This window comes from Pedobacter sp. ASV1-7 (genome assembly GCF_040203335.1).
Lineage (GTDB): Bacteria > Bacteroidota > Bacteroidia > Sphingobacteriales > Sphingobacteriaceae > Pedobacter.
This window is the reverse complement of sequence record NZ_JBEHBV010000010.1, coordinates 1-18,720: the sequence shown is the minus strand read 5'-3', so window position 1 is coordinate 18,720 and position 18,720 is coordinate 1. Positions and strand designations below refer to the sequence as shown.

18 protein-coding genes and 1 pseudogene are annotated in these 18,720 nt (G+C 40.7%); 14 read left to right on the top strand and 5 right to left on the bottom strand.

All coding sequences use genetic code 11. The annotated features are described in order from the left end of the window. The first annotated feature begins 81 nt into the window (after window positions 1-81). From ABDJ41_RS19875 to ABDJ41_RS19850, 6 genes are all read left to right on the top strand, one after another. A complete protein-coding gene (locus tag ABDJ41_RS19875) occupies window positions 82-720 on the top strand; it encodes a Crp/Fnr family transcriptional regulator (protein WP_349787864.1) in 639 nt (212 codons plus the stop codon). Window positions 721-838: 118 nt separating this feature from the next. After that, a complete protein-coding gene (locus ABDJ41_RS19870) occupies window positions 839-1,234 on the top strand; it encodes a hypothetical protein (protein WP_349787863.1) in 396 nt (131 codons plus the stop codon). A gap of 148 nt (window positions 1,235-1,382) precedes the next feature. Then, window positions 1,383-2,396 carry a helix-turn-helix domain-containing protein gene (locus ABDJ41_RS19865; protein ID WP_349787862.1) on the top strand — a complete coding sequence of 338 codons (1,014 nt, stop codon included), beginning with the start codon at window positions 1,383-1,385 and terminating at the stop codon, window positions 2,394-2,396. Between the two features lie 10 nt (window positions 2,397-2,406). Next, window positions 2,407-3,027 carry a Crp/Fnr family transcriptional regulator gene (locus ABDJ41_RS19860; RefSeq protein ID WP_349787861.1) on the top strand — a complete coding sequence of 207 codons (621 nt, stop codon included), beginning with the start codon at window positions 2,407-2,409 and terminating at the stop codon, window positions 3,025-3,027. Window positions 3,028-3,119: 92 nt separating this feature from the next. Beyond that, window positions 3,120-3,563, top strand: a complete 444-nt coding sequence (locus ABDJ41_RS19855; protein ID WP_349787860.1) for a MauE/DoxX family redox-associated membrane protein — start codon at window positions 3,120-3,122, stop codon at window positions 3,561-3,563. A 78-nt stretch (window positions 3,564-3,641) separates the two neighbouring features. After that, on the top strand, window positions 3,642-3,947 hold the full coding sequence (locus ABDJ41_RS19850) for a hypothetical protein (RefSeq protein WP_349787859.1): 306 nt from the start codon (window positions 3,642-3,644) through the stop codon (window positions 3,945-3,947). A gap of 39 nt (window positions 3,948-3,986) precedes the next feature. Here ABDJ41_RS19850 and ABDJ41_RS19845 read toward each other — a convergent pair whose 3' ends face one another. Genes ABDJ41_RS19845 through ABDJ41_RS19835 form a run of 3 tightly spaced genes read right to left on the bottom strand, consistent with a single transcriptional unit; the run spans window position 3,987 to window position 10,011 of the window. Beyond that, window positions 3,987-5,453 carry a TlpA family protein disulfide reductase gene (locus ABDJ41_RS19845; RefSeq protein WP_349787858.1) on the bottom strand — a complete coding sequence of 489 codons (1,467 nt, stop codon included), beginning with the start codon at window positions 5,451-5,453 and terminating at the stop codon, window positions 3,987-3,989. 7 nt (window positions 5,454-5,460) lie between these two features. After that, window positions 5,461-6,828, bottom strand: a complete 1,368-nt coding sequence (locus tag ABDJ41_RS19840) for a RagB/SusD family nutrient uptake outer membrane protein (protein WP_349787857.1) — start codon at window positions 6,826-6,828, stop codon at window positions 5,461-5,463. 9 nt (window positions 6,829-6,837) lie between these two features. Beyond that, the gene (locus ABDJ41_RS19835; protein ID WP_349787855.1) at window positions 6,838-10,011 is read right to left on the bottom strand and encodes a SusC/RagA family TonB-linked outer membrane protein; all 3,174 of its coding nucleotides are present in this window, start codon (window positions 10,009-10,011) and stop codon (window positions 6,838-6,840) included. Between the two features lie 534 nt (window positions 10,012-10,545). Between ABDJ41_RS19835 and ABDJ41_RS19830 the strand changes: the two genes are divergently transcribed. Next, window positions 10,546-10,917 carry a helix-turn-helix domain-containing protein gene (locus ABDJ41_RS19830; protein WP_349787854.1) on the top strand — a complete coding sequence of 124 codons (372 nt, stop codon included), beginning with the start codon at window positions 10,546-10,548 and terminating at the stop codon, window positions 10,915-10,917. On the opposite strand, the gene ABDJ41_RS19825 is transcribed toward ABDJ41_RS19830, so the two are convergent. Continuing rightward, the gene (locus tag ABDJ41_RS19825) at window positions 10,914-11,594 is read right to left on the bottom strand and encodes a hypothetical protein (protein ID WP_349787853.1); all 681 of its coding nucleotides are present in this window, start codon (window positions 11,592-11,594) and stop codon (window positions 10,914-10,916) included. The two genes, ABDJ41_RS19830 and ABDJ41_RS19825, sit on opposite strands and share 4 nt — an antisense overlap. A gap of 550 nt (window positions 11,595-12,144) precedes the next feature. On the opposite strand from ABDJ41_RS19825, the gene ABDJ41_RS19820 reads away from it, so the two are divergent. Together ABDJ41_RS19820 and ABDJ41_RS23045 are read left to right on the top strand one after the other, a co-directional pair. Further along, on the top strand, window positions 12,145-12,678 hold the full coding sequence (locus ABDJ41_RS19820; protein WP_349787852.1) for a DUF5025 domain-containing protein: 534 nt from the start codon (window positions 12,145-12,147) through the stop codon (window positions 12,676-12,678). A 313-nt stretch (window positions 12,679-12,991) separates the two neighbouring features. Then, window positions 12,992-13,411, top strand: coding sequence for a CPBP family glutamic-type intramembrane protease (locus tag ABDJ41_RS23045; protein WP_502930353.1), 420 nt, complete (start codon window positions 12,992-12,994; stop codon window positions 13,409-13,411). A gap of 161 nt (window positions 13,412-13,572) precedes the next feature. Here the strand turns inward: ABDJ41_RS23045 and ABDJ41_RS19815 are convergent, their stop codons facing one another. Then, window positions 13,573-14,046 carry an immunoglobulin-like domain-containing protein gene (locus ABDJ41_RS19815; RefSeq protein WP_349787851.1) on the bottom strand — a complete coding sequence of 158 codons (474 nt, stop codon included), beginning with the start codon at window positions 14,044-14,046 and terminating at the stop codon, window positions 13,573-13,575. Window positions 14,047-14,426: 380 nt separating this feature from the next. On the opposite strand from ABDJ41_RS19815, the gene ABDJ41_RS19810 reads away from it, so the two are divergent. The 5 genes and pseudogenes from ABDJ41_RS19810 to ABDJ41_RS19790 all read left to right on the top strand — a co-directional run. Next, window positions 14,427-15,197: an RteC domain-containing protein gene (locus ABDJ41_RS19810; protein WP_349788064.1), complete on the top strand. Its 771-nt coding sequence runs from the start codon at window positions 14,427-14,429 to the stop codon at window positions 15,195-15,197. A gap of 161 nt (window positions 15,198-15,358) precedes the next feature. After that, window positions 15,359-15,871, top strand: a complete 513-nt coding sequence (locus tag ABDJ41_RS19805; protein WP_349787850.1) for a hypothetical protein — start codon at window positions 15,359-15,361, stop codon at window positions 15,869-15,871. Window positions 15,872-15,988: 117 nt separating this feature from the next. Further along, complete coding sequence (locus tag ABDJ41_RS19800) at window positions 15,989-16,150, top strand: hypothetical protein (protein WP_349787849.1); 162 nt, start codon at window positions 15,989-15,991, stop codon at window positions 16,148-16,150. 596 nt (window positions 16,151-16,746) lie between these two features. Next, window positions 16,747-18,519, top strand: coding sequence for a reverse transcriptase domain-containing protein (locus ABDJ41_RS19795; RefSeq protein ID WP_502930341.1), 1,773 nt, complete (start codon window positions 16,747-16,749; stop codon window positions 18,517-18,519). A gap of 13 nt (window positions 18,520-18,532) precedes the next feature. After that, window positions 18,533-18,720: pseudogene (locus tag ABDJ41_RS19790) on the top strand (hypothetical protein); the annotation flags it as partial.

Sequence of the window (18,720 nt, the reverse complement as noted above, 5' to 3'; positions counted from 1 at the left end):
TTTAAGAGAGGGTATGCAATAGTGTAAACAGGGCAATAGGTTTCTTTGCCCTGTTCTATATTTTTTATTTAATTGTTTGTTATGGCTTGGTTTGAGGAAATCGATACGCCCCGGAAGGATTTTGAGTCTTTGATGGGCTGTTTGTTTGTTGATAGGAGATTACCGGATTTGGGTTTTGAAGGGGTGTTTTTTGGGATGTTGAAAACTCTGGTCTATCATAGGCCAATGATATTGCAGTATGAGCGTAAAGCGGCTGATCGGGCATTTTTTGTGGTTAGGGGTTTCGTATTTGCTTTCTTTTATAACCAGGATCAGGAGATTGTACCTTTTAGAATTTTCAGGCAGGGAGAACTGGCTTTGATTCCGGAGGGGATTAGGGAGAATGTGCCTGCTGATTATGCTTTGATGGTTTGTGCGGATACGCGTTTGCTGGAGGTTTCTTTTGAGCAGATGAAAGAGCTTTATCAGGCTTTTCCCTGGTGTTTGATGGCGGTGCTTCGGGTGATGGCTACTGGATTTTTTCGTGATTTTGATAAGTCTTTGATGATTTCTTTAGGACATAAGGAGTCGATCCGAAGGTTTTATGAGTTATATGGGGAACTTTTTGGGAATGTTTCTTTCCGTTTCAGGGATATGTATATTGCCCGTTTTTTGAATATGAATCCGGTTACTTTTAGTAAACTGCGCAGGGAGCTTTTTCCTGCTTATCCATTGCGATAGGTTTTGTTTTGTGCTCAATGTTTTTTGATAAATTATTGTTTTTTAATTGTTTCTCTTAATTTTTGTTAAGACGGGTTATTGGTAATGGGTTTATTTTTGTATAAACTAACCTCTTATCATGAATAATTTAATCTCTCAGTTAGGACGATATTTAGTCCGGGTATTATCGCTCACTTTCGGAAACAATAATTTTGTTGGTTTACTTACTGCTGGCTGCGTTGCTGCTATGCGTTGGTGTGATTGTCTGATGGCTGTTGCATTAAGGCTTTGCCTGTATCTTGAAATCTTTTTTAGGTGTGTGAGGCGAAGGGCTTTTGTGCTGTTATTGTTTCCTGATCGGGTTTGTTTTTCTTTTTCACCTTTATTTCGAGGACTTCAATTGATCATTGGAGTTATTGGGGTTTTTAAGCTTTTTAAGGTTTTACATAAGGAGAATCTTTTGGAGCGTTTGCATCCTGCTGGTAAGTTATTTTATCTGTGGTTTGATGGGGTTTCTCCTCCGGATTTGGCTTAGGGGGGTATACAGCTCTTGGATTGATTTGCGGACGCTGCTGCTTTGGGTAGGGGAATCTACTTGTTGGTCTTTTATTGAACCTATTCTGATTTTATCGGAAGGGTTTTGAGCTTTATTTACTCTTGTTGAAGGGAGCAATCCCTTTTCTTTGCCTCGCTGGTTGTGTCTGGCTCAGCGGTTTCTTTTTTTTATTTTTTCTGATTTTTTCTTTTTGCCTATGTTGCTTTTTAATTCTGAAATGCATCTGGTCACTTTTGTTTTTGTGATTTTGGAGCTGATGATGCTCAGTGTGCAATTGTATTTTTATTTGATCTGGCCGGCGGATAGGCGGCGTTTGATGTATTTGATTTTGCTGGTGTTGTTGATCTTGTATAATGTGGTTGGAGGGATATTTCCTGATCCTGGTATGGGTTGGCCTTCTGTGGTGGTGCAGCATATCGTTGCTTATGGCGTGGGCTTTTTGATGGGGGCGTATTTTCCATATTATTTTTATGTTTCTTTTGAGTTGCGTTCGCTTCGCTTTCATGCGCTGTATGGGACGGTGATTTTTTTGCTGCTGCCTTATGTGGTGTTTTTTGTGTTGTTATACCCGCTTTTGGGGGATCTTGATTTTGCGATCCGTTATGGTTTGATTGTTCCGGGTTTGTATGCTCCTGTTTTGCTGTATGCGATGTTTTCGGCGATTCGTTTGCGTTTTTCTTGTGTTCAGGGGGAGTGTGAGGCTGATCCATATACGCGGGTGGAGATGCTGGCTGTGTATTGGGCGGTTTTCCCTTGGGGATTGATGCCTTTATTGGCTTATTTTGGGGTGGAGCAGTGGGTGGAGGCTTTGTTTGCCAATATGGGTTTTTCGGTGATTGCGGTGTTGTTTTTATGTCAGTCGGCCAGGTATGAACGGAAGCAGCGTCGGCGTAGGGAGGAACGAGATGCGATGGAGGAGAAGCTGCAGGCGGATTTTAATCAGACTTGTCTGGAGATGGGTTTGAGTGTGAGGGAGGCGGAGGTGGCGCTGTTGCTTTGTCAGGGTTTGGAGTATCGGGTGATTGGGGATTTGCTGCACATTTCTTCGCGGACGGTGGATACGCACGCGCATAGGATATATTACAAGTTGGAGGTGAGAAATAAAATTGAGCTGCAGCAGGTGCTGGGCTTTTCAAATTAATGCTTTTGTGATGAGTGAATTGATTAAACCTATTTCTGATGGTGCTTTTGCGCGCTTGTTGAAGGTGCTGGAAACGGTAATGGTATTGAGTTTTAATTTTAAATTGGAATTAAAAAAGGTGCTTTATGAAACCAGTTTTCTCAAGGATGCCCGGATTTTGAATTTTGGTGATACGCAAGGGTTCGCCTGGTTTATGTTATCGGGCTTGCTGCGGGAGGTTCGGATCAATAAGGTTACGCTGAAAGAAAAAACGAGCTGGTATTGGTTGCCTGATAGTTTTGTGTATACTGATCCGGGGTTTTTTAGTCAGCAGCCTTCGCTGCGGGCGATTCAGGCGGAGGTGGATTGTTGTTTGATTCTGATGAGTTATGCGGATTGGCTGAATTTAAAAGCTGAATTTTCTGAGTTGGATGCGATTACGGAGGCGATAAGGGGCAGCTACAATCACATGCGTATTGAGCATATGGAGGACATGAAGTTGCTGAGTGTGGATGAGCGTTATTTGGATATGGTGGAGACGCTGGATTATTTGTTTTTAAGGACGCAGCTGAATTATATTGCGGATTTTATGGGGATGGCGCCTGCTACCCTAGGACGACTAAGGACGAAGTACTGTGATAGGATAGGTTAGGGGGACACGATTTAGATCGTGTTTTTTTACGATTTGGATCGTGTCTTTTCGGTTTTTCATTTCGGAATTTAGGCTTAACCAAATATCAAGTTATGAATAACCGTTTTACAAACTTATTTACGACCCTTTCAGTTTTCCTGTTGGTAGTATTATTCGTTTATACAGCTTCAGATAAACTTTGGAACATGAGCGAGTTTCAGCGCTTTCTGTTGAGTTTACAGTGGATCGGACCTGCGGGTAAACTGCTTGCCTGGACGATCCCTCTATTAGAATTGCTGATTTCGGTTTTACTGCTGGTTCCGCTAAGTAGGAGGGTTGGATTGTTAAGCGCATTCATCTTGATGATTTCTTTTACCAGTTATCTGGTATTGATGAAGTTATTTGGTTCAAATGTTCCCTGCCACTGTGGGGGCGTGATCTCAGAACTGACTTGGTTGCAGCATATCTGGCTTAATGTGGCGCTGATTGTAATGAGTGGATTGGCGTTGTTATGGTATGCTAAAGGACAGCAAACAACTTTTAAGAATACGGTTTGAAAATATTTACGCGCGTAATGACAGGTTATCGCTGTGTCCTGCTAGAAAATACGGCACCAATAATTTAAACTTAATAACATGAAAAACCAATTATTCGGCATTGCAGCCGTGGGATTAGCACTGGCATTCAGTGCATTCACCAATGTTCAAAAAACGTTGACACCAGTAGAATACGGAGTGTTAGCAGAAGACAATGACAGGTATCAGATTACCCCTAGCCAGGCCGCACCGGGTCATGGCTGTGCTTCATTATCTATTCCATGTACAGTAGCGTTCGATAATGTGACCAATCCGATATATCAGGAAGGTTTGAATTGGTACGTAGATAAAGATGGAACTCCTGCTCATTTCAATGAAATCGGTAGTGGTGGCTATACAGATTAATTTTTTTTTAGAGGAACGGTGTTGAACCGTTCCTCTTTTTTATTTTAACAGGTTGTTGATGACATTGGTCAGTTGATCCGCATTTTTCATGGAATCCTGGTACAGACTACTCAGCTTACCGTAGCTGAACAACAGACCGGTTGGATAGGATTTGATCTGGTAATGGGCGATCACCGGATGACGATTTCCTTGTCCGGCAGTATACAGGTTAATAGCTTGCTCTGAAGTATATTGATTGCCTGAGAGACTCTTGAGCCAGGTAGATTGTTGCTGGTCTACGGATATGGTCAAAAAGACCACTGCTGGGTTGTTTTTAAAGGTTTCCTGTACTTTACTTAGTTCATGTTGGTAAAAGTAGGCACAGCCCTTGCAACCGGTAAACCAGAAATCAAGGTAAACAATTTTGTCCCGGTAGTCGCTCAGACGGACGATCTTTCCGTTTTTGTCGGGAAGCACAAAATTGAAAACAGCCGACCCGTTTGCATACCTGTTCGCTGCGCTGTCAAGTAGTGTCCCATAGAACTGATTTTTAACCTGCTTTTGTTCAAGCAGTTCGCTGATTTGGTCTAATTTTCCTAGGTTTTCCAGTAGAAAAACTGTCAGGAGTTTTTCCTTCATTTCGCTCTTGTATTGCAGGTTGATCTGTGTATAGATTTCAGTATCGTCCTTACCATGTTGCATGATATTTTCAAGACGTAATTTGGCCAGTAAATAGGAAACATAAGAATCGGACTGAAGTTGGGCCCATTTAGTAAAAAATGCGTCTGACTTGAGATCAATAAATTCCTTGTTTGCTTTGATCTTTTCTTTTTCTTCATTGCTACTTTTGTAATTAAATCCGGAACGTTTCAAAGCATTGAGGGTGTTGAAATTGCTGCTGCTGATGAGGTTTGTTTGGAGTAAATTGTATATCGGCTCGCTGAGTGCTTTCTGATAATCAGTTAGCCTTTTTTTTGCCTGTTCAATTCTGCTAGCTTTGTTTGCTCGGTTTTTGAAATATAAATTGCTGTCAACTGCGTATCGGCATTGAAATTTAGCAGATCCTTTCCCCTGGAAATTCACCTTCAGTTTTTTTAAGATATCCTGACTTAGTAGATAAGGATTTCCGCCGATCAATTCCCAGTCTTTTACCGGAATGGAATCCTGAAGGTTGATAGTGATCTCGTCACCAGGTTCTACCAGATACATATACAGCAGCTGCTTTTGGATTTCCTGTTCATGGAAATTCAGGTTGAAATATCCAATAGGTGAATCTGCTTTAAAGCGGAAGTAATAAGACCCCTGATCATACTTATAGGGAACGATTTTTCTGGATGGACAGAATTCCGCTGTGCTGGCGCTGGCCAGTTTTGACCAGTATTCTAATTGCGGCAGGCTGTGGTTAGTACCGGAAGACAGACGGATGGTTACTCGGATTTCATTACTGTTTTGATCATCTTTTGTTTGCTTTCCATGTCGTGAAAAGAAAGTGCTGAGCAGGATGATTAGTAGGAGGATATTTTTCATAATCATTTTATCTGGGGTTTTGGATAATTCCGCTGAGTTGAATTTCTCCTGGTGGAATTGGGTATGTGTATTTAGGATCATTTGGGACAAGCAGGTAGGTTTTTCCGGCAAGAACACGTTTGAGGGTAATCGCAGTATTTTCCTGTTGGTTCAACCGTCTGAGGTCTGTCCATCTGAGCCCGCGAAAAAGAAGTTCCTTTCGGCGCTCTTCCAAGATCAGCATCAGAGCTTGCTCGGCTGATGTGACCGTTATCTTTGTGTATTTTCCGGTTTTGTAACGTTTTTCCAGTAGAGTATTAAGGTCTGCTAATGCGGCTTCGGTCAAACCTGCTCTTGCCAGGCATTCGGCCCGGTTTAAATAAACTTCATCTGTAGCGAGACCGATAAATGGAACAGCTGAACCGGAGTAGGCTGCTTTTAGGTATGGTGTTTTTGCAGGTTGAGCAATAGAAAAATATAACGTTTTTCTAAGATCATCGTCGCTATAGGACTGATAAAGTACTGAATCTATGATGCAGGTCGGCGAAAAGATATAGTTGCCGTTCAGTCTTTTTGCAGCAAAAAGTACCTCTTCATTATCCGGAAAAGGAAATGGCGCAGTGGAACTACTGTTGAGGGTATTGTAATCAATGAGTTTGCTGTAAAGACTTAAGCTACTGTCTGCGTAATTTTTGGCTTTTTGGTAATCCTGCATGGTAAGATAGACTCTGCTTAGCATACCATAAATCATGGCCTTTGATGGTCTGATGCGGTTACTGGCCTGGAAAGGAGTATTGCAAAGGGTAGCTGCCTGTTTCAGATCAGATGTGATCTGGTTATAGGTCTGGCTGTTGGTTGCGCGCTGGATGGGAGCGGTAAGATTCTGACTCAGTCGTAGGGGGATGCCCAAATCGCTATCTGCTGTGGCGGGACGATAAGGTTGTCCATAGGTTTCACTCAGCTGGAAATGGCTGTAGGCTCTTAGGAACAGACCTTGCGCTATAAGATTGTTATATTCGCTAATCTGTCCGCTTTCTGGTTGGAGTTTACTGAGTCCTTCCAGCAGGACATTACAATAATAAATTGCAGAATAGGGATAGCTCCAATCCTGGTTTTGGCCATCGTTACCTTCGTAAATATCCTTTTCCCATGTATAAGCATTTTTAAAGATATTGACCCGGGAGTTCCAGTCTTTTTCCAGCAGGTAATAGTTGTCGGTTCCGAATTCGGAAAGATTGGCCATCTGGTGATACAGGTTTTGGTTGTCAATTAGCTGCTGGTACTGGCCGATTTCGGTCAGTACGGATAAGGATTTGTCTGGAACTTTGTCCAGATATTTTTTACAGGAACTTGCGCTAAGCAGCAGGATAAGTCCTGCGATATGTAGTGATTTCATCGTTATAGTTTAAAAAGTAAATCTTAGTCCGCCGGCAATACTTAAGGGAATGTCGGTATTTGGGGAGTCAGGGTCTATACCCGAATCGTTTGCCCTCCAAAGTAGGGAGATATTGCTTGCATATAGGTAGAAGCGTACATTTTGAAATGGCGATCCTTTATAGCGCTGACGGTTAATATCATACCCTATCTGCACGTCCTGCAAGCGGATATGGTCAGCTTTTTCTACTAGCGAGGAGGAATAGGTATAAACCTGGTCTCGCAATGGATTTGCGGGATAGATCATGGAAGGAACGCTGGTTTTGGTTTCATCACCGGGTTTTTGCCAGCGCAGCTGATAATCTCTTTGACTAGCGTTTCCACTGAACAGGCTGGAATAATTCAGGCTTGGTCTTCGGAAATAATAACCGAATTTATAGACCAGATTAAAAGATAGTGAGAAATCTTTCCAGTTGAAAGTATTTCTGAACCCGCCGAAAACAGGTGGGCGGGAGGGACCGTTATAGATCATGTCTGAAGCATTAACTGATCCGGTGATTTCGCTGTAATTGCTGCTGGGATTACCATTATGGTAAGCTCTTGGATCTCCGGTTTGAGGATCAAGGCCAGCGTTTTGATAGCTATATAAAGCATAAACTGGCTTACCAGTCCGATAGGCTCCGGTAACAATATAGCTGCTGATATTTGCAGGTTGTACACGGTACTCGGTAACCTCATCGCTGGCGATACTGAATTGAATAGAGGTATTCCATTTGAATGCTCCATTGGTATTTTGGCTGTTTAGTACCAGATCAAGACCACTTCCTTTAATGCCGGCAGTATTTCCTTTGAAGGAGGCAAGGCCTGTTGAAGAGGCTAGCTCTGCTTCGCCGATCATATCAAATCCTTTCTTCAGGTAATAATCAAGACTACCGGAAATGCGGTTTTCAAATGCGGAGAAATCTGTTCCCAAATTGATCATGCGGATACGTTCCCAGCGCAGGTCTGGGTTTGGTGGGTTTTTAATGAGTTGCGTAGGTAGGTTGTAGCTGTTGGAAACGTAAGCTTGGGCAACCAGATAGGCGGATACGGATTTGTCGACATTTCCACTGTAGCCGTAACTTGCTCTGATTTTAAGGCGATTGATTTTATTCATTTTGAAGAATGCTTCTTCGGAGATGTTCCAGCCTGCTCCAATAGAATAGAGTGGCACCCATTTTTGATTGGTATTGACGCCGAACAGGTTGGAAGCGTCTTTACGCATACTTGCAGTAAACATGTATTTGTTTTTATAAGTATAGGCAGCATTGGTATAAAAGGAGAGGTAACGGTCTGTCAGACTTTTCATGTCCTGTCTGTTTGTAATTTTTAGGTTTTGTCTGCCGGTAACGTAACTGCGATAATTGCCGATCAGGTCTACGGGACTGTTGATGGCGTGCTCATCATCGTAACCATAAAGTCGACTGCCGATCCGTTCACTTTGCAGGTCGTTAATTTCAGCGCCGCCAATGATGCTCAGGTCATGGCTGTTCCATGTTTTGGCATAATCCAACTGGCTTCTGATTCGGTGTGAGCTGGTACTTTGGTTGTTCAAATCTAATATGCCACCTAATGGTACTGGTCGGTTTACTGCTCCCGTGGTTAGGTTGATGGTAGAGAATTGATTGATATAATCCCTTGCCATAAAGGTTTGCGGGTTGTAATGATTCTTTCCTTCTGTTTGTGATTTGCCATATTGATATTTAATGTTCAGATTCAACCCTGGTATAATGCTGAATTTCAGTCCGGCGTTGATTCGGTAATCTGTAGCTTGAAGGGTGTTGTCAGTCAGGTTGAGTTCATCTAGTGGGCGATAATTCCAGTCTAGTAGTTTTCCTTTTCCTGCGGTATCAATGAAGGTTTGCCTGTAACGGGCTATAGGTAATGCATTTCCGTTTTCGTCTGCAAAACTGGCATAAGGATAAGCATAGATTGGGGCGGTGTAATTACTGAGATCTGTTGATTTGGTGAAGATAATGCCGCTGGTGAGTTCCAGTTTGTCTTTGATAAGCTGATAGGTATTGTTGAGGTTTAAAGTTAGTCTGTCGTAGCCGTTTCCTTTTTGTCCTTCGAGGTTTTTATCCCATCCAGCGGAGGCATAGTAGCGGTTTGTATTGCTTCCACCGCTAATGTTAAAAGCGTATTGCTGGGATAGGCTTTTGCGGTAGAAGTATTCAGATAAGTCGTTTCTTGTATCGATTTTCCTGAGTGCTTCGAGTTGTGCTGTGGCTTCTGTGGGGAGAATTTGTCCGGCTTTTCTTTTGACAAAGATTTCTACGGCTGGGGAAACTGATGTTTTGGCAACGGCTGTGAGTATGGTGTTGTAAAAACCGTTATCAAACAGATATTCTTCCAGATCGATGTAATCGCTGCTGGAAATTTGTGCGTTGGAGAACAGGTTTGGTTTTCCGGTCACCGATAAGGTTGTGCTTGCAGATATTTGTGTTTGAGCATTGTATTTTCCGCTATTGGTCGTGATGACGATTACGCCGTTTCCGGCTTTGGCACCCCAGATGGAGGCGGCTGAGGCATCTTTGAGTACGGTGATGGTTTTGATGTCATTGGGGTTAATGTTGCGGATATCTCCATCATATTCAAAATTGTCCAGTATGATAAGGGGCTGGCTATTGGCCATAATGGTACTCAGACCACGTATGGTCATGTTTACTGTTTTGGGATTTCCGATACCTTTATTAAAAACAAGTCCGCTGGTGACCCCATCAAGTCTGCTTAGGATATCGGTGGAGAATTTCCGGTCAATCAGTTCTTTGTCGATTACGGTAAAACTACCGGTTGTTTTCTCTTTGGAGAGGGTTTGGTAACCGGTACTAACGATTTCAACTTCTTTTAGTTCGCTTTGGTCTTCTGTTAGGATGATGTTATATGGGCCTGTGGTTCTTGTGTTGAATGAGATTTCTATGGATTTATAACCTAGGTTGGTGATTTGTAACGTACCTGTTTGGTTGTTAGTGACGATAGTGAATTCACCTTTTGAATTGCTTAGGGCAGTAACCTTTTCGTCTTCGATTCTGATGGTGCTGCCCGAAATGGGTATACGTTTTTGATTGGTTATTTTTCCGCTTAAGGTCGTGGGTTGTTGCTGCGCATTTGCGTTAAAAAAAAGGCAAAGCGTGGCCATAACGATGATTAGTATCGATTTTTTCATACAGTTTTTATGAATGGTTATTGGTTAGTTTATTTCAAGATTAGGGGATAAAGCGAGGCAGAACGGTCTGCTCCCTAATGCTTATGAACTGCCTGCTTTGGGATTGTCAGTCAGGTGGACTAATAATAAGATTGTTGGTGTGGTTGAATTGGCGTAAAGTTTTCATATTAATAACAATTAGTTTTATAATATGAAGAGAAGGCAAGATATAAAAGTGGGTTCTGCCAACCGCAATCTCCATTCAGTTCTCACGCCTTATGTTGACACGGATTTACAGCAGAACCCACTCTTATTTTAGAATATGCGAATATAGCATATCCATAACAAGAAATGGGCATGATCTGCTGTCTTGCGTCAACGGCGTGAGATTTGGAGATTGCAAGACTCTTCAATAATGCCTATATAAAAGGCTCGATTTTGTTCTCTAATTCGTTTTACTTCATAATACTAATATAATAATAATATATTACACTTCCATATATCGAGGTGTTAAAAATCGCTTTTTTTATTCACTTGCCTCCTTAGAAAATACCTATGGAGGAAATCAAAACTATTGAAATGTCGGAGTTAGATTATCGATTAATCCTTCATATAAAAGGTTTGAGAGAAAGTCGAGGTCTTAGCCAAATTGAGCTTAGTCACAGAATGGGATTGTCCTCTGGATTTATCGGTAAAGTGGAGTTGATAACAGCTCCTGATAAGTACAGTATTCGACATTTGAAATTACTTGCTGATATTTTCAAAGTGAAAAACTTCGCTGATCTGTTCCCTAGCAAAATGCCTGCTCACGATATGATCAGATTAACGCTAAAAATCACAAACGACATAAAAAAGGACGGTACTCCATCCAAGAAAAAAATTACTGAGGTTATCAAAATCGAGTCAATCACGAAAAAGGTAAACTAAAGTTTTTCTATCGGTGGTTGTATTAAATAGAAATAAGTTATAAATGCAGATATGCTAATTATTGAAAAGACATACCATTTTGATTTATTAAGTTTTCGATCTGTAAGTAGGTATTGGTAGAGTGTGACAAGGGCTCCTGTTAGCGTTGCCATGCATATTATAAACGCAAATTTCATTGTTGGATTAAAATAGTAGTCATAATACAAATACATCAGATCATTAATTTTGGATAAATAAAATATTGATGCAATTATACCTATGGCGAAGGTCATCATCCATTTTAAATGGGGATTGAGCTTGAAAAATCTGATCATTATCCAGGAAGCAATGAATCCGGTAAGTAAACCTGCTACAATGCGGAAACTCATTTCTATCAGCACGCGTAGCTCGCCTGGAAGACTTCGGAAATAATCAATCCACATTTTATACAGAACGAAGGGAGTGGCAATAATGACTGTCGCGGCCATTATGAAGAAAATCCCACCACCAGCATTGCCAGTGACACCATCTGTTTTACCCATCATCTCATCATATTGTGCTTTTTCTCGTTCCGCAATACCTTTCGCTATTCTTCCTTCGGGTGTTGACGGATCGTAAAAGTAACCAGAGCGTGCTGCATTACGGGCGCGGTCAATATCTTCCTGTGTTCTTCTCCATTGGTCCATTTCTTCGTTCATAGATATTTAGATTGCTGGCTTTTAAGTGTGGTGGAATAGTTAAATTTAAATCTTTTTTAGTAATCATAAAAATTATATTTAGTGAATGAGTTTTCATAGTAAATTGGAAATTTCGGCTCCATCGCCGTCAATTCTGGAAATGTTGTGTTTAGCAGTTTTTTTGTTTTATGGAAAAGTAAAATGAGGAAAATTGTATTTAGGTTTTGGCTGGTTATTTTTTAATTTCAGGCGTTTGATAGAATTGGTTTAGCGACGTTAAATACCAATTTTATTCTTTATAAAGCAACAATGAGTATTTGTACTGAATGTATTTTGCGATTCTGGTGTGTCGATTAATCATATTGTATTATCTTCGAAGACTTGACGTTCCATCTTAGTTGTTTTAATCAATCATTTCTTGGCTGTCAGGTATTTTTGGACTAACTCGATTTTTGCAATTCGAGTGTGAATTCAGTTAGCGATTTTTATTTATAAGAGATATATGCGCGTTTTCAAACCAGTTTTATTTATTAGCCTGATAGTATTAATTTCAAGTTGTGTTAAAGATCAGATGTCAATTGAGAAAAAGAATCCTGTTCTTGTAAATTCATTTGCCATGGAGGTAGATGGCCTGCTCTGGCAACCCGGGCAGGTTGGCAAAGAGGAATGTAACCGTACTTTTAAGGGTGCATGGTCTTCGCTGGGAGAGAAACCTTTTTTTAACATATCCGCCTATAGGGATGCAAAGGGAAGAACAGATGCCGATAGCGAAAACGTATTAGAAATACAAGTAATGAATGTAAGGGAAACAGGTGAATATAAGCTTACCGGGTCTTATCTTGAGTCGTTTAAATCCTATGCGCTTTTCAAGATCACTAAACAAGATGGAAGCTCTGGCATGTATTCTAATAAGCATGATATTTCTTCATTTACTGTTAGTTTTGAACAATTCATATCCAGGCCAGGTACAAATCTTAAAGGGGTGAAGGGGGCTTTTTATGGAACGCTCTACAATGAAAAAGATCCGCTGGACTCAATTGTAATTAAAAGGGGAGCTTTTGTATTTAAGAAAACAAACGAATATAACTTCAGACAGTGTGAATAGTTTAGGTGTGAATTCAATTTGTCATTAATTTGAAGCAGTTTTGACTAGGCTTGATTTCCGTATTTTGGTAAATGTTTACAATGACTGCCTCGATTAAAGAAACGTATAAAGACTTTTATCTTTTTCTAAAATGTCCAATTGACCAACCGGCGATTGACCAAACTGCGAGGCAAAGAATAATTGCGCTTTTTTCCATTTTGGCGATGGAAATTCCGATTATAGCAATAATCGCAGCATGCATTTATGGTATTCAAAAACTAGGATTAATTGATACAGGGACGCATAAATTGGATACATTATTCCGGAGTTACCTTTGTGGAAATTTGTACTTTGGGGGGTGATTATAAATCCGTTTCTGGAGGAATTGATTTTCAGGCTCTGTTTAAGATATAATTTTAAAAATTTGACACAGTACTCTATATGGCCAGTTTCAGCTATCGGCAAGCAGACTATGACAAAAATTGAGCTATTTTTAACTCATTTTTGGACCAATAAGTTTCGACTGGTATTTTTCCTCTCTGCATTGGTATTTGCATATTTTCATTTGTCAAACTACCAGCTTTCAATTACGGTACTGTTGTTGTCACCCTTGCTTATAGCACCCCAGTTTATCACTGGTCTTTTTTTGGGCTATTTGAGGATTAGGTATAGTTTTATGTTGGGGTATTTCTTGCATGCTGTTCATAACGGCTTTTTTATAATGATCTCTCTTATTTTTATGAATTTCAATTGAACATTTTGTTGAAACACCATTTGATCCAGGTCATAGGGTGGATGTGGTTAAGAAAAATGCTTGATGATTTGGCTTTGGGTTGGGCTTTGTATTAGGTTGAGTTGTAAAATCACGCTGATGCAAAAATTCTTAAGCCGGCTGGGTGTGTTGTATAAACGCTTTTACTCAATATTGAATTCCGCATAGACTTTAAAATTCTCTTTTGTTTTTTGATAATCAGAATTGAGGTAATATTTAATAATTCTGTATTTGCCTGATTTATAGCTGATTTGGTCTTTATATAGATTTTTTTTGAAATTTTCGGTACCGCTTGGTTTGAGTTTCCAGCCAAGGTCCTGGAATAGCATATCCTTTGGAGAGATTTCTTTCCAATGGTTCTTTTGATATTGCTCAATCTGATAATGTAATCCGGTTGTAATGGTGTCATTGGTATTGTTGGTCATGGTTATGCTTACAGAATCTGGAATTTCAGAAAGTTTAAATACGTTTGGCTCAACCGATAATGATACGGTTTTGTCGGCAATATCATTTACTTGTTCATTTTCTGTTGATTTTTCTTCACTGTTTTTTGTTGGTTGGTATTGGCAACTGAATAACAAGGTTGTCGAAATTATAAGCAGGATCAGTTTTTTCATTTAGATTTCTTTGTCATTGTTTCTACAGATTACTAAGATACAACAAAAGCCAATGTAGGTTAATCGGATTTGATCTGCTTAGCTTTTTTTGGATTTATTTAACCGCTAGGTACGGGTAATCCCGTATAATTTAATTGACGGTTTTTTCTGTACAATTTTCTTTTTTCTGTGTGGCTAGATTGTGGGCTTAAAGTTTTTTAGGCCTATGATGAAATTTTACTTTTTCCCCAGCTGTTGTGATGAATTAATGCCAGTTAACGGGTGCCGGTGGGGTTTACTTAATCTTTAACGCTATGCGTAAAAATAACAATGCTAAACAGGAGTTCCGGGATCTTCGGCTGAGGTTGAAGGGGATTGCGGCTCGTAATGATTTTTCTTTGATGGTTCGGTTTAATGAATCGATTTCGTTGATTAATGTTTTTCTGGGGGTGGTACGGGAAAGGGTGACGACGGTGGCTTTCAGGGATCAGTTGGAGGAGATTTATTTTTTTAAGTTTGAAAAGCCGGAGTATTATGCGCTGAAGATTTATGAGGTGTCGCTGTTTGGGATTCTGAACCAGCGTCCGGTCGGTACGGATGAGATGCTTAAGTCTTATTATCTGGAGGAGCTGGCTTTTATTTCAAGGTTTTTTAAGCAGTATAGTTTTTTGTATGAGTATTACCGTTCTGGTTTTACGCAGATGGATGAGTTGTTGTTTTTGAGGGAAGGGATGGCGCCTGATGTGCTTTTGCCTGAGTTTTGGGAGCTTGACCCGGAGTTTTCTACGCCGGGGGATTATTTGTTTTCTAAGTTTATTGCTTATGAGGGGCTTAGGGAGTTTATTCTGGGGGAGATCCGGGTATTGGAGGTGAGGGCTGCTGCTGTGGTTGCGCCTGTGAGTGGGGATAAGAAGTGGTCTGACTGGACGGGGGAGGTGGTGAATTTGGTGGAGTTGGGGTATGCGCTTTTTGCGTCCAGGCAGATTGGGGATGGGAAGGTGTCTCTGGCGGAGATTTTCCGCTGGCTGGAGGAGAGTTTCGGGGTTGAGGTTGGGATTCCTGCGAATAGGTTCAGGGAGATTAAGCGTAGAAAAAGGATCAGCCGTACACATTTTACGGATTTGCTGCGGGAGAATTTGTTGAAATACATGGATAATGATCAGGATGGGTAGGGTTGGTTTTTTAGGCTTGATGCTCGTTTTTGGTGGTTTTGGTGGTTTTTTTCATGGGTTTTGAAATTTATTGATCTCTAGTAGTGACCAACTGTTTTTTTGGTTTTGAAATTTTGTGGTGTGAATCCGTTGCAATGTCGTGGCGGAATAAAAATAAAGATATGATGATGTTACAAGCGTTTACGTGGCAGGAATTTTTGATTGCTGCGCTGGTCTTGAGTGTTCTTTGGTATGTGGGGGTTGGACTGCTGTTTTACCGGGCGGAGATTTCGGGGTTTTTATCGGGGAGGGGAAGGACTGCGGAGCCTTTGGCTCATGGCTGGGCGGATCAGGTGGATGAGCTGGAGGTGGATCTGATGGGTGCTGCGGCGGGAGAGTCTGGGGTGAGCGTGCTGGAGGCGGATGAGTTCAGTTTTGTGCCCAGGGAGTCGGTGGATAGACCTTTAGATCCTTTGGGTGATCTGGCGGATGTGCAGGAGGAGATTAAAAGCATTTGTTCGGTGTTGGAAATGGAGGATGGGACGAAGGCTGATTTCTTTGCGCTGTTTGGGATGATCCGGGAGAAATATCCGAAGGTATTTGCTACAGGGCTAAGGGCTGAGCTGGCGGAATTTATTGTGGAGCATTTGCCTTTTGAGCTTTCCGAGGATGAGCTGGCTGGTCTTTTGGATTAGGAGTTTTCGTAGGTTCTTGTTGAGTTTTCTTTTCGAGGTTTTTTTTAAGTTTTCTTTTTTGAATTCCCTGCCAGATAGGTAATGGCGGTGATTTGACTGCTGATCGGGGAATTTTAAATGAGAAATATGAAGAAAAAAATGAGTGATGCTTTGGCTTTTGGGAAGCGAAGAAAGTTATCAGGCCGGTATGTTTTACTGGCGATGTGTTTGTCGGTTTATGGGGTGTTAAGTGCGGTGATTGCGAGGGCACAGGATGGAGAGGCCGGTGCGCCCATATAGGGTTGTTAATAAATGTGCCTTTGGCAAGGCATTGGGTTAGTGTTCAAAAGACCCAACATTAATCAGCTAACTCGTGAGGGAAACCAATAACGGGAAACATAGCCTGCTGATAAAGCTATAAGTCAGTTAGTTATCAGACTGCGACTGAATAGTGAGATGAAAAAACAGATATAAGGATAAAGTCCTGATTGATTGAATGATAGCCTGAGTGTTCTTTGCCGTGTTTATGACGTAAGATAACTAAAATCGTCATACTGTAATACTCCCAGATTCCCTGCCTATCGTGGGAGCTAGAACAAATTACAGCACAACTGCAATATGCAGTAAAAGGTGGAAGTCATATCCGATAATCTGTTGCGCCATAATTATTAACAACTAAATGGGGATTACCTAAATCGGAATGCCACTGGCGTGGCTATGAGAGTAGTCTCTGAATATCCGGTATGGTAACGGAGTCTTCGTAGTAGTCCGAGCAAGGGAAAGCCTTGTACATGGCGAAGGAAGACAGCTAATATTTTTTAATACTAATAAAGGAAAATGTGTGAGACATTATGAGAAGTCCGCAAAATGTATTAAACAGTCTAACAAGACACAGTATGGTTCCAAACTATAAGTTTGAGAAACTATACAGGATTTTATTCAATCCTGAGATGTACTATGTTGCCTATCAACGTATTTATGCGAAGCCAGGTAATATGACAGCAGGTTCTGACGGCAGTACTGTCGACGAAATGAGCCTTGCAAGGATTGAAAAGCTAATCGGTGCCATTCGTGATGAATCGTACCAACCAAAACCTTCAAGGAGGACATATATTCCAAAGAAAAAAAGCGGAAAAAAACGTCCTCTGGGGATACCAGTATTTGATGATAAATTGGTACAAGAGGTAATCAGATTGGTGTTGGAAGCGATTTATGAGGGACAATTTGAACATTGCTCTCATGGCTTCAGACCCAAACGAAGTTGCCATACTGCACTAATGCAAGTTAAAACTACTTACCGTGGAGTAAAATGGTTTGTTGAAGGCGATATTAAAGGTTTCTTTGATAACATCGACCACGATGTTTTAATCAATGTCCTGAGAGAACGCATAGAAGATGACCGTTTCATTCGGCTTATAAGGAAGTTTCTAAATGCTGGGTATGTTGAAGATTGGATTTTTCATAAAACGTACAGTGGAACTCCGCAAGGTGGAATTGTTAGTCCAATTCTGGCTAATATATACCTGGACAAACTGGACAAGTATATGAACGAATACATCCAGAAATTCGACAAAGGAAAAAAACGGAAAGCAAATCCTGAAACAGCTAAACTTCAAAGTAGAAGAGCTTTACTGGTCAAGAAACTAAAAATTGTAGAGGATGAAACTGAAAAGTTATCTCTTATCAGCGAGATAAGAACTATTGAAAAAGAAAGAACCCTAATTCCTTATGCAAATGAAATGGATGGGAATTACAGAAGATTAAAATATGTAAGATATGCAGATGATTTTCTGATCGGTGTAATTGGTAATCTGGAAGATTGCAGGCAAATCAAAAAGGAAATTAAAGACTTCCTCAATGATAAGCTGAAGCTTGAACTATCAGACGAAAAGACTTTGATCACCTATTCAGAAACTCCTGCTAAATTCTTATCATACAATATTACTGTAAGAAAATCCAATCTAGCAAAAAGGGATGAGAAGACTAGAAGTTTAGATCGTGTTTATAGTAAAAGGGTCGTTTTAAAAATGCCTGAAAATGCGATGAGGGACAAGTTGATTGAATATGGTGCTGTCAAGTTTGATCAGTATCAAGGGGAACAACGGTGGAAGCCATCAGCAAGACCAAGGTTATTTAATAATGACGATCTGGAAATTATAAGTCAATACAACTCCGAAATCATAGGGTTTTATAACTACTATTCAATAGCGTTAAACGCTGGAGCGATTAACACCTTCAAATACTTCATGGAATACAGTATGTATAAAACCTACGGGAGAAAACATCAACTGTTCATTCCACGAGTAATTGAGAAGTACAAAATTAATGGTGAGTTCACCATAAGGTACACAAATAAAAAAGGTGAAAACAGAATCAGAGTCTTATACAACAGAGGTTTCAAAAAGAAAGATGAAGCTATGACATCCCGTGTGGATAGTTTTCCAAAGTGGGATGATATGTTTTCTACAACCAGTTTAATAGACAGGTTGAAAGCTCAAAAATGTGAATTGTGTGGTTCGGAAGGAGAACTTCAGATGCACCATATAAGAAAGATGAGTGACATTAATAAGCAAGGCAAAGCGCCTTGGCAAATTAAAATGATCGCCAGAGCAAGGAAGACAATGGCAGTGTGTATACCCTGCCATAAAAAGATTCATCACGGAGGTTAGACTGCGAATATTAGTGGAGAGCCGTATACATGGAGACGTGTACGTACGGTTTGGGGGAGAGACCTCGGAAACCTATTATAGAAATATAAAAAGGCGCTGGGTTCTTATCCTACGGATCAGGGCTGCGGCGGATCAGGTGTCGGGTTATTTTGATACGGGATGTGATCTGGTGTATGCGATCGGTGCAGTAGTGGGCTTGAT

Bases quoted from the DNA above. Each gene is read 5' to 3' on its own strand.
- ABDJ41_RS19835 (WP_349787855.1), bottom strand. From the start codon at position 10,011: ATGAAAAAATCGATACTAATCATCGTTATGGCCACGCTTTGCCTTTTT.
- ABDJ41_RS19870 (WP_349787863.1), top strand. From the start codon at position 839: ATGAATAATTTAATCTCTCAGTTAGGACGATATTTAGTCCGGGTATTA.
- ABDJ41_RS19815 (WP_349787851.1), bottom strand. From the start codon at position 14,046: ATGAAAAAACTGATCCTGCTTATAATTTCGACAACCTTGTTATTCAGT.
- ABDJ41_RS19860 (WP_349787861.1), top strand. From the start codon at position 2,407: ATGAGTGAATTGATTAAACCTATTTCTGATGGTGCTTTTGCGCGCTTG.
- ABDJ41_RS19805 (WP_349787850.1), top strand. From the start codon at position 15,359: ATGATGATGTTACAAGCGTTTACGTGGCAGGAATTTTTGATTGCTGCG.
- ABDJ41_RS19795 (WP_502930341.1), top strand. From the start codon at position 16,747: ATGGTTCCAAACTATAAGTTTGAGAAACTATACAGGATTTTATTCAAT.
- ABDJ41_RS19800 (WP_349787849.1), top strand. From the start codon at position 15,989: ATGAGAAATATGAAGAAAAAAATGAGTGATGCTTTGGCTTTTGGGAAG.
- ABDJ41_RS19850 (WP_349787859.1), top strand. From the start codon at position 3,642: ATGAAAAACCAATTATTCGGCATTGCAGCCGTGGGATTAGCACTGGCA.
- ABDJ41_RS19875 (WP_349787864.1), top strand. From the start codon at position 82: ATGGCTTGGTTTGAGGAAATCGATACGCCCCGGAAGGATTTTGAGTCT.
- ABDJ41_RS19825 (WP_349787853.1), bottom strand. From the start codon at position 11,594: ATGAACGAAGAAATGGACCAATGGAGAAGAACACAGGAAGATATTGAC.
- ABDJ41_RS19845 (WP_349787858.1), bottom strand. From the start codon at position 5,453: ATGAAAAATATCCTCCTACTAATCATCCTGCTCAGCACTTTCTTTTCA.
- ABDJ41_RS19830 (WP_349787854.1), top strand. From the start codon at position 10,546: ATGGAGGAAATCAAAACTATTGAAATGTCGGAGTTAGATTATCGATTA.
- ABDJ41_RS19810 (WP_349788064.1), top strand. From the start codon at position 14,427: ATGGTTCGGTTTAATGAATCGATTTCGTTGATTAATGTTTTTCTGGGG.
- ABDJ41_RS19855 (WP_349787860.1), top strand. From the start codon at position 3,120: ATGAATAACCGTTTTACAAACTTATTTACGACCCTTTCAGTTTTCCTG.
- ABDJ41_RS19840 (WP_349787857.1), bottom strand. From the start codon at position 6,828: ATGAAATCACTACATATCGCAGGACTTATCCTGCTGCTTAGCGCAAGT.
- ABDJ41_RS19820 (WP_349787852.1), top strand. From the start codon at position 12,145: ATGTCAATTGAGAAAAAGAATCCTGTTCTTGTAAATTCATTTGCCATG.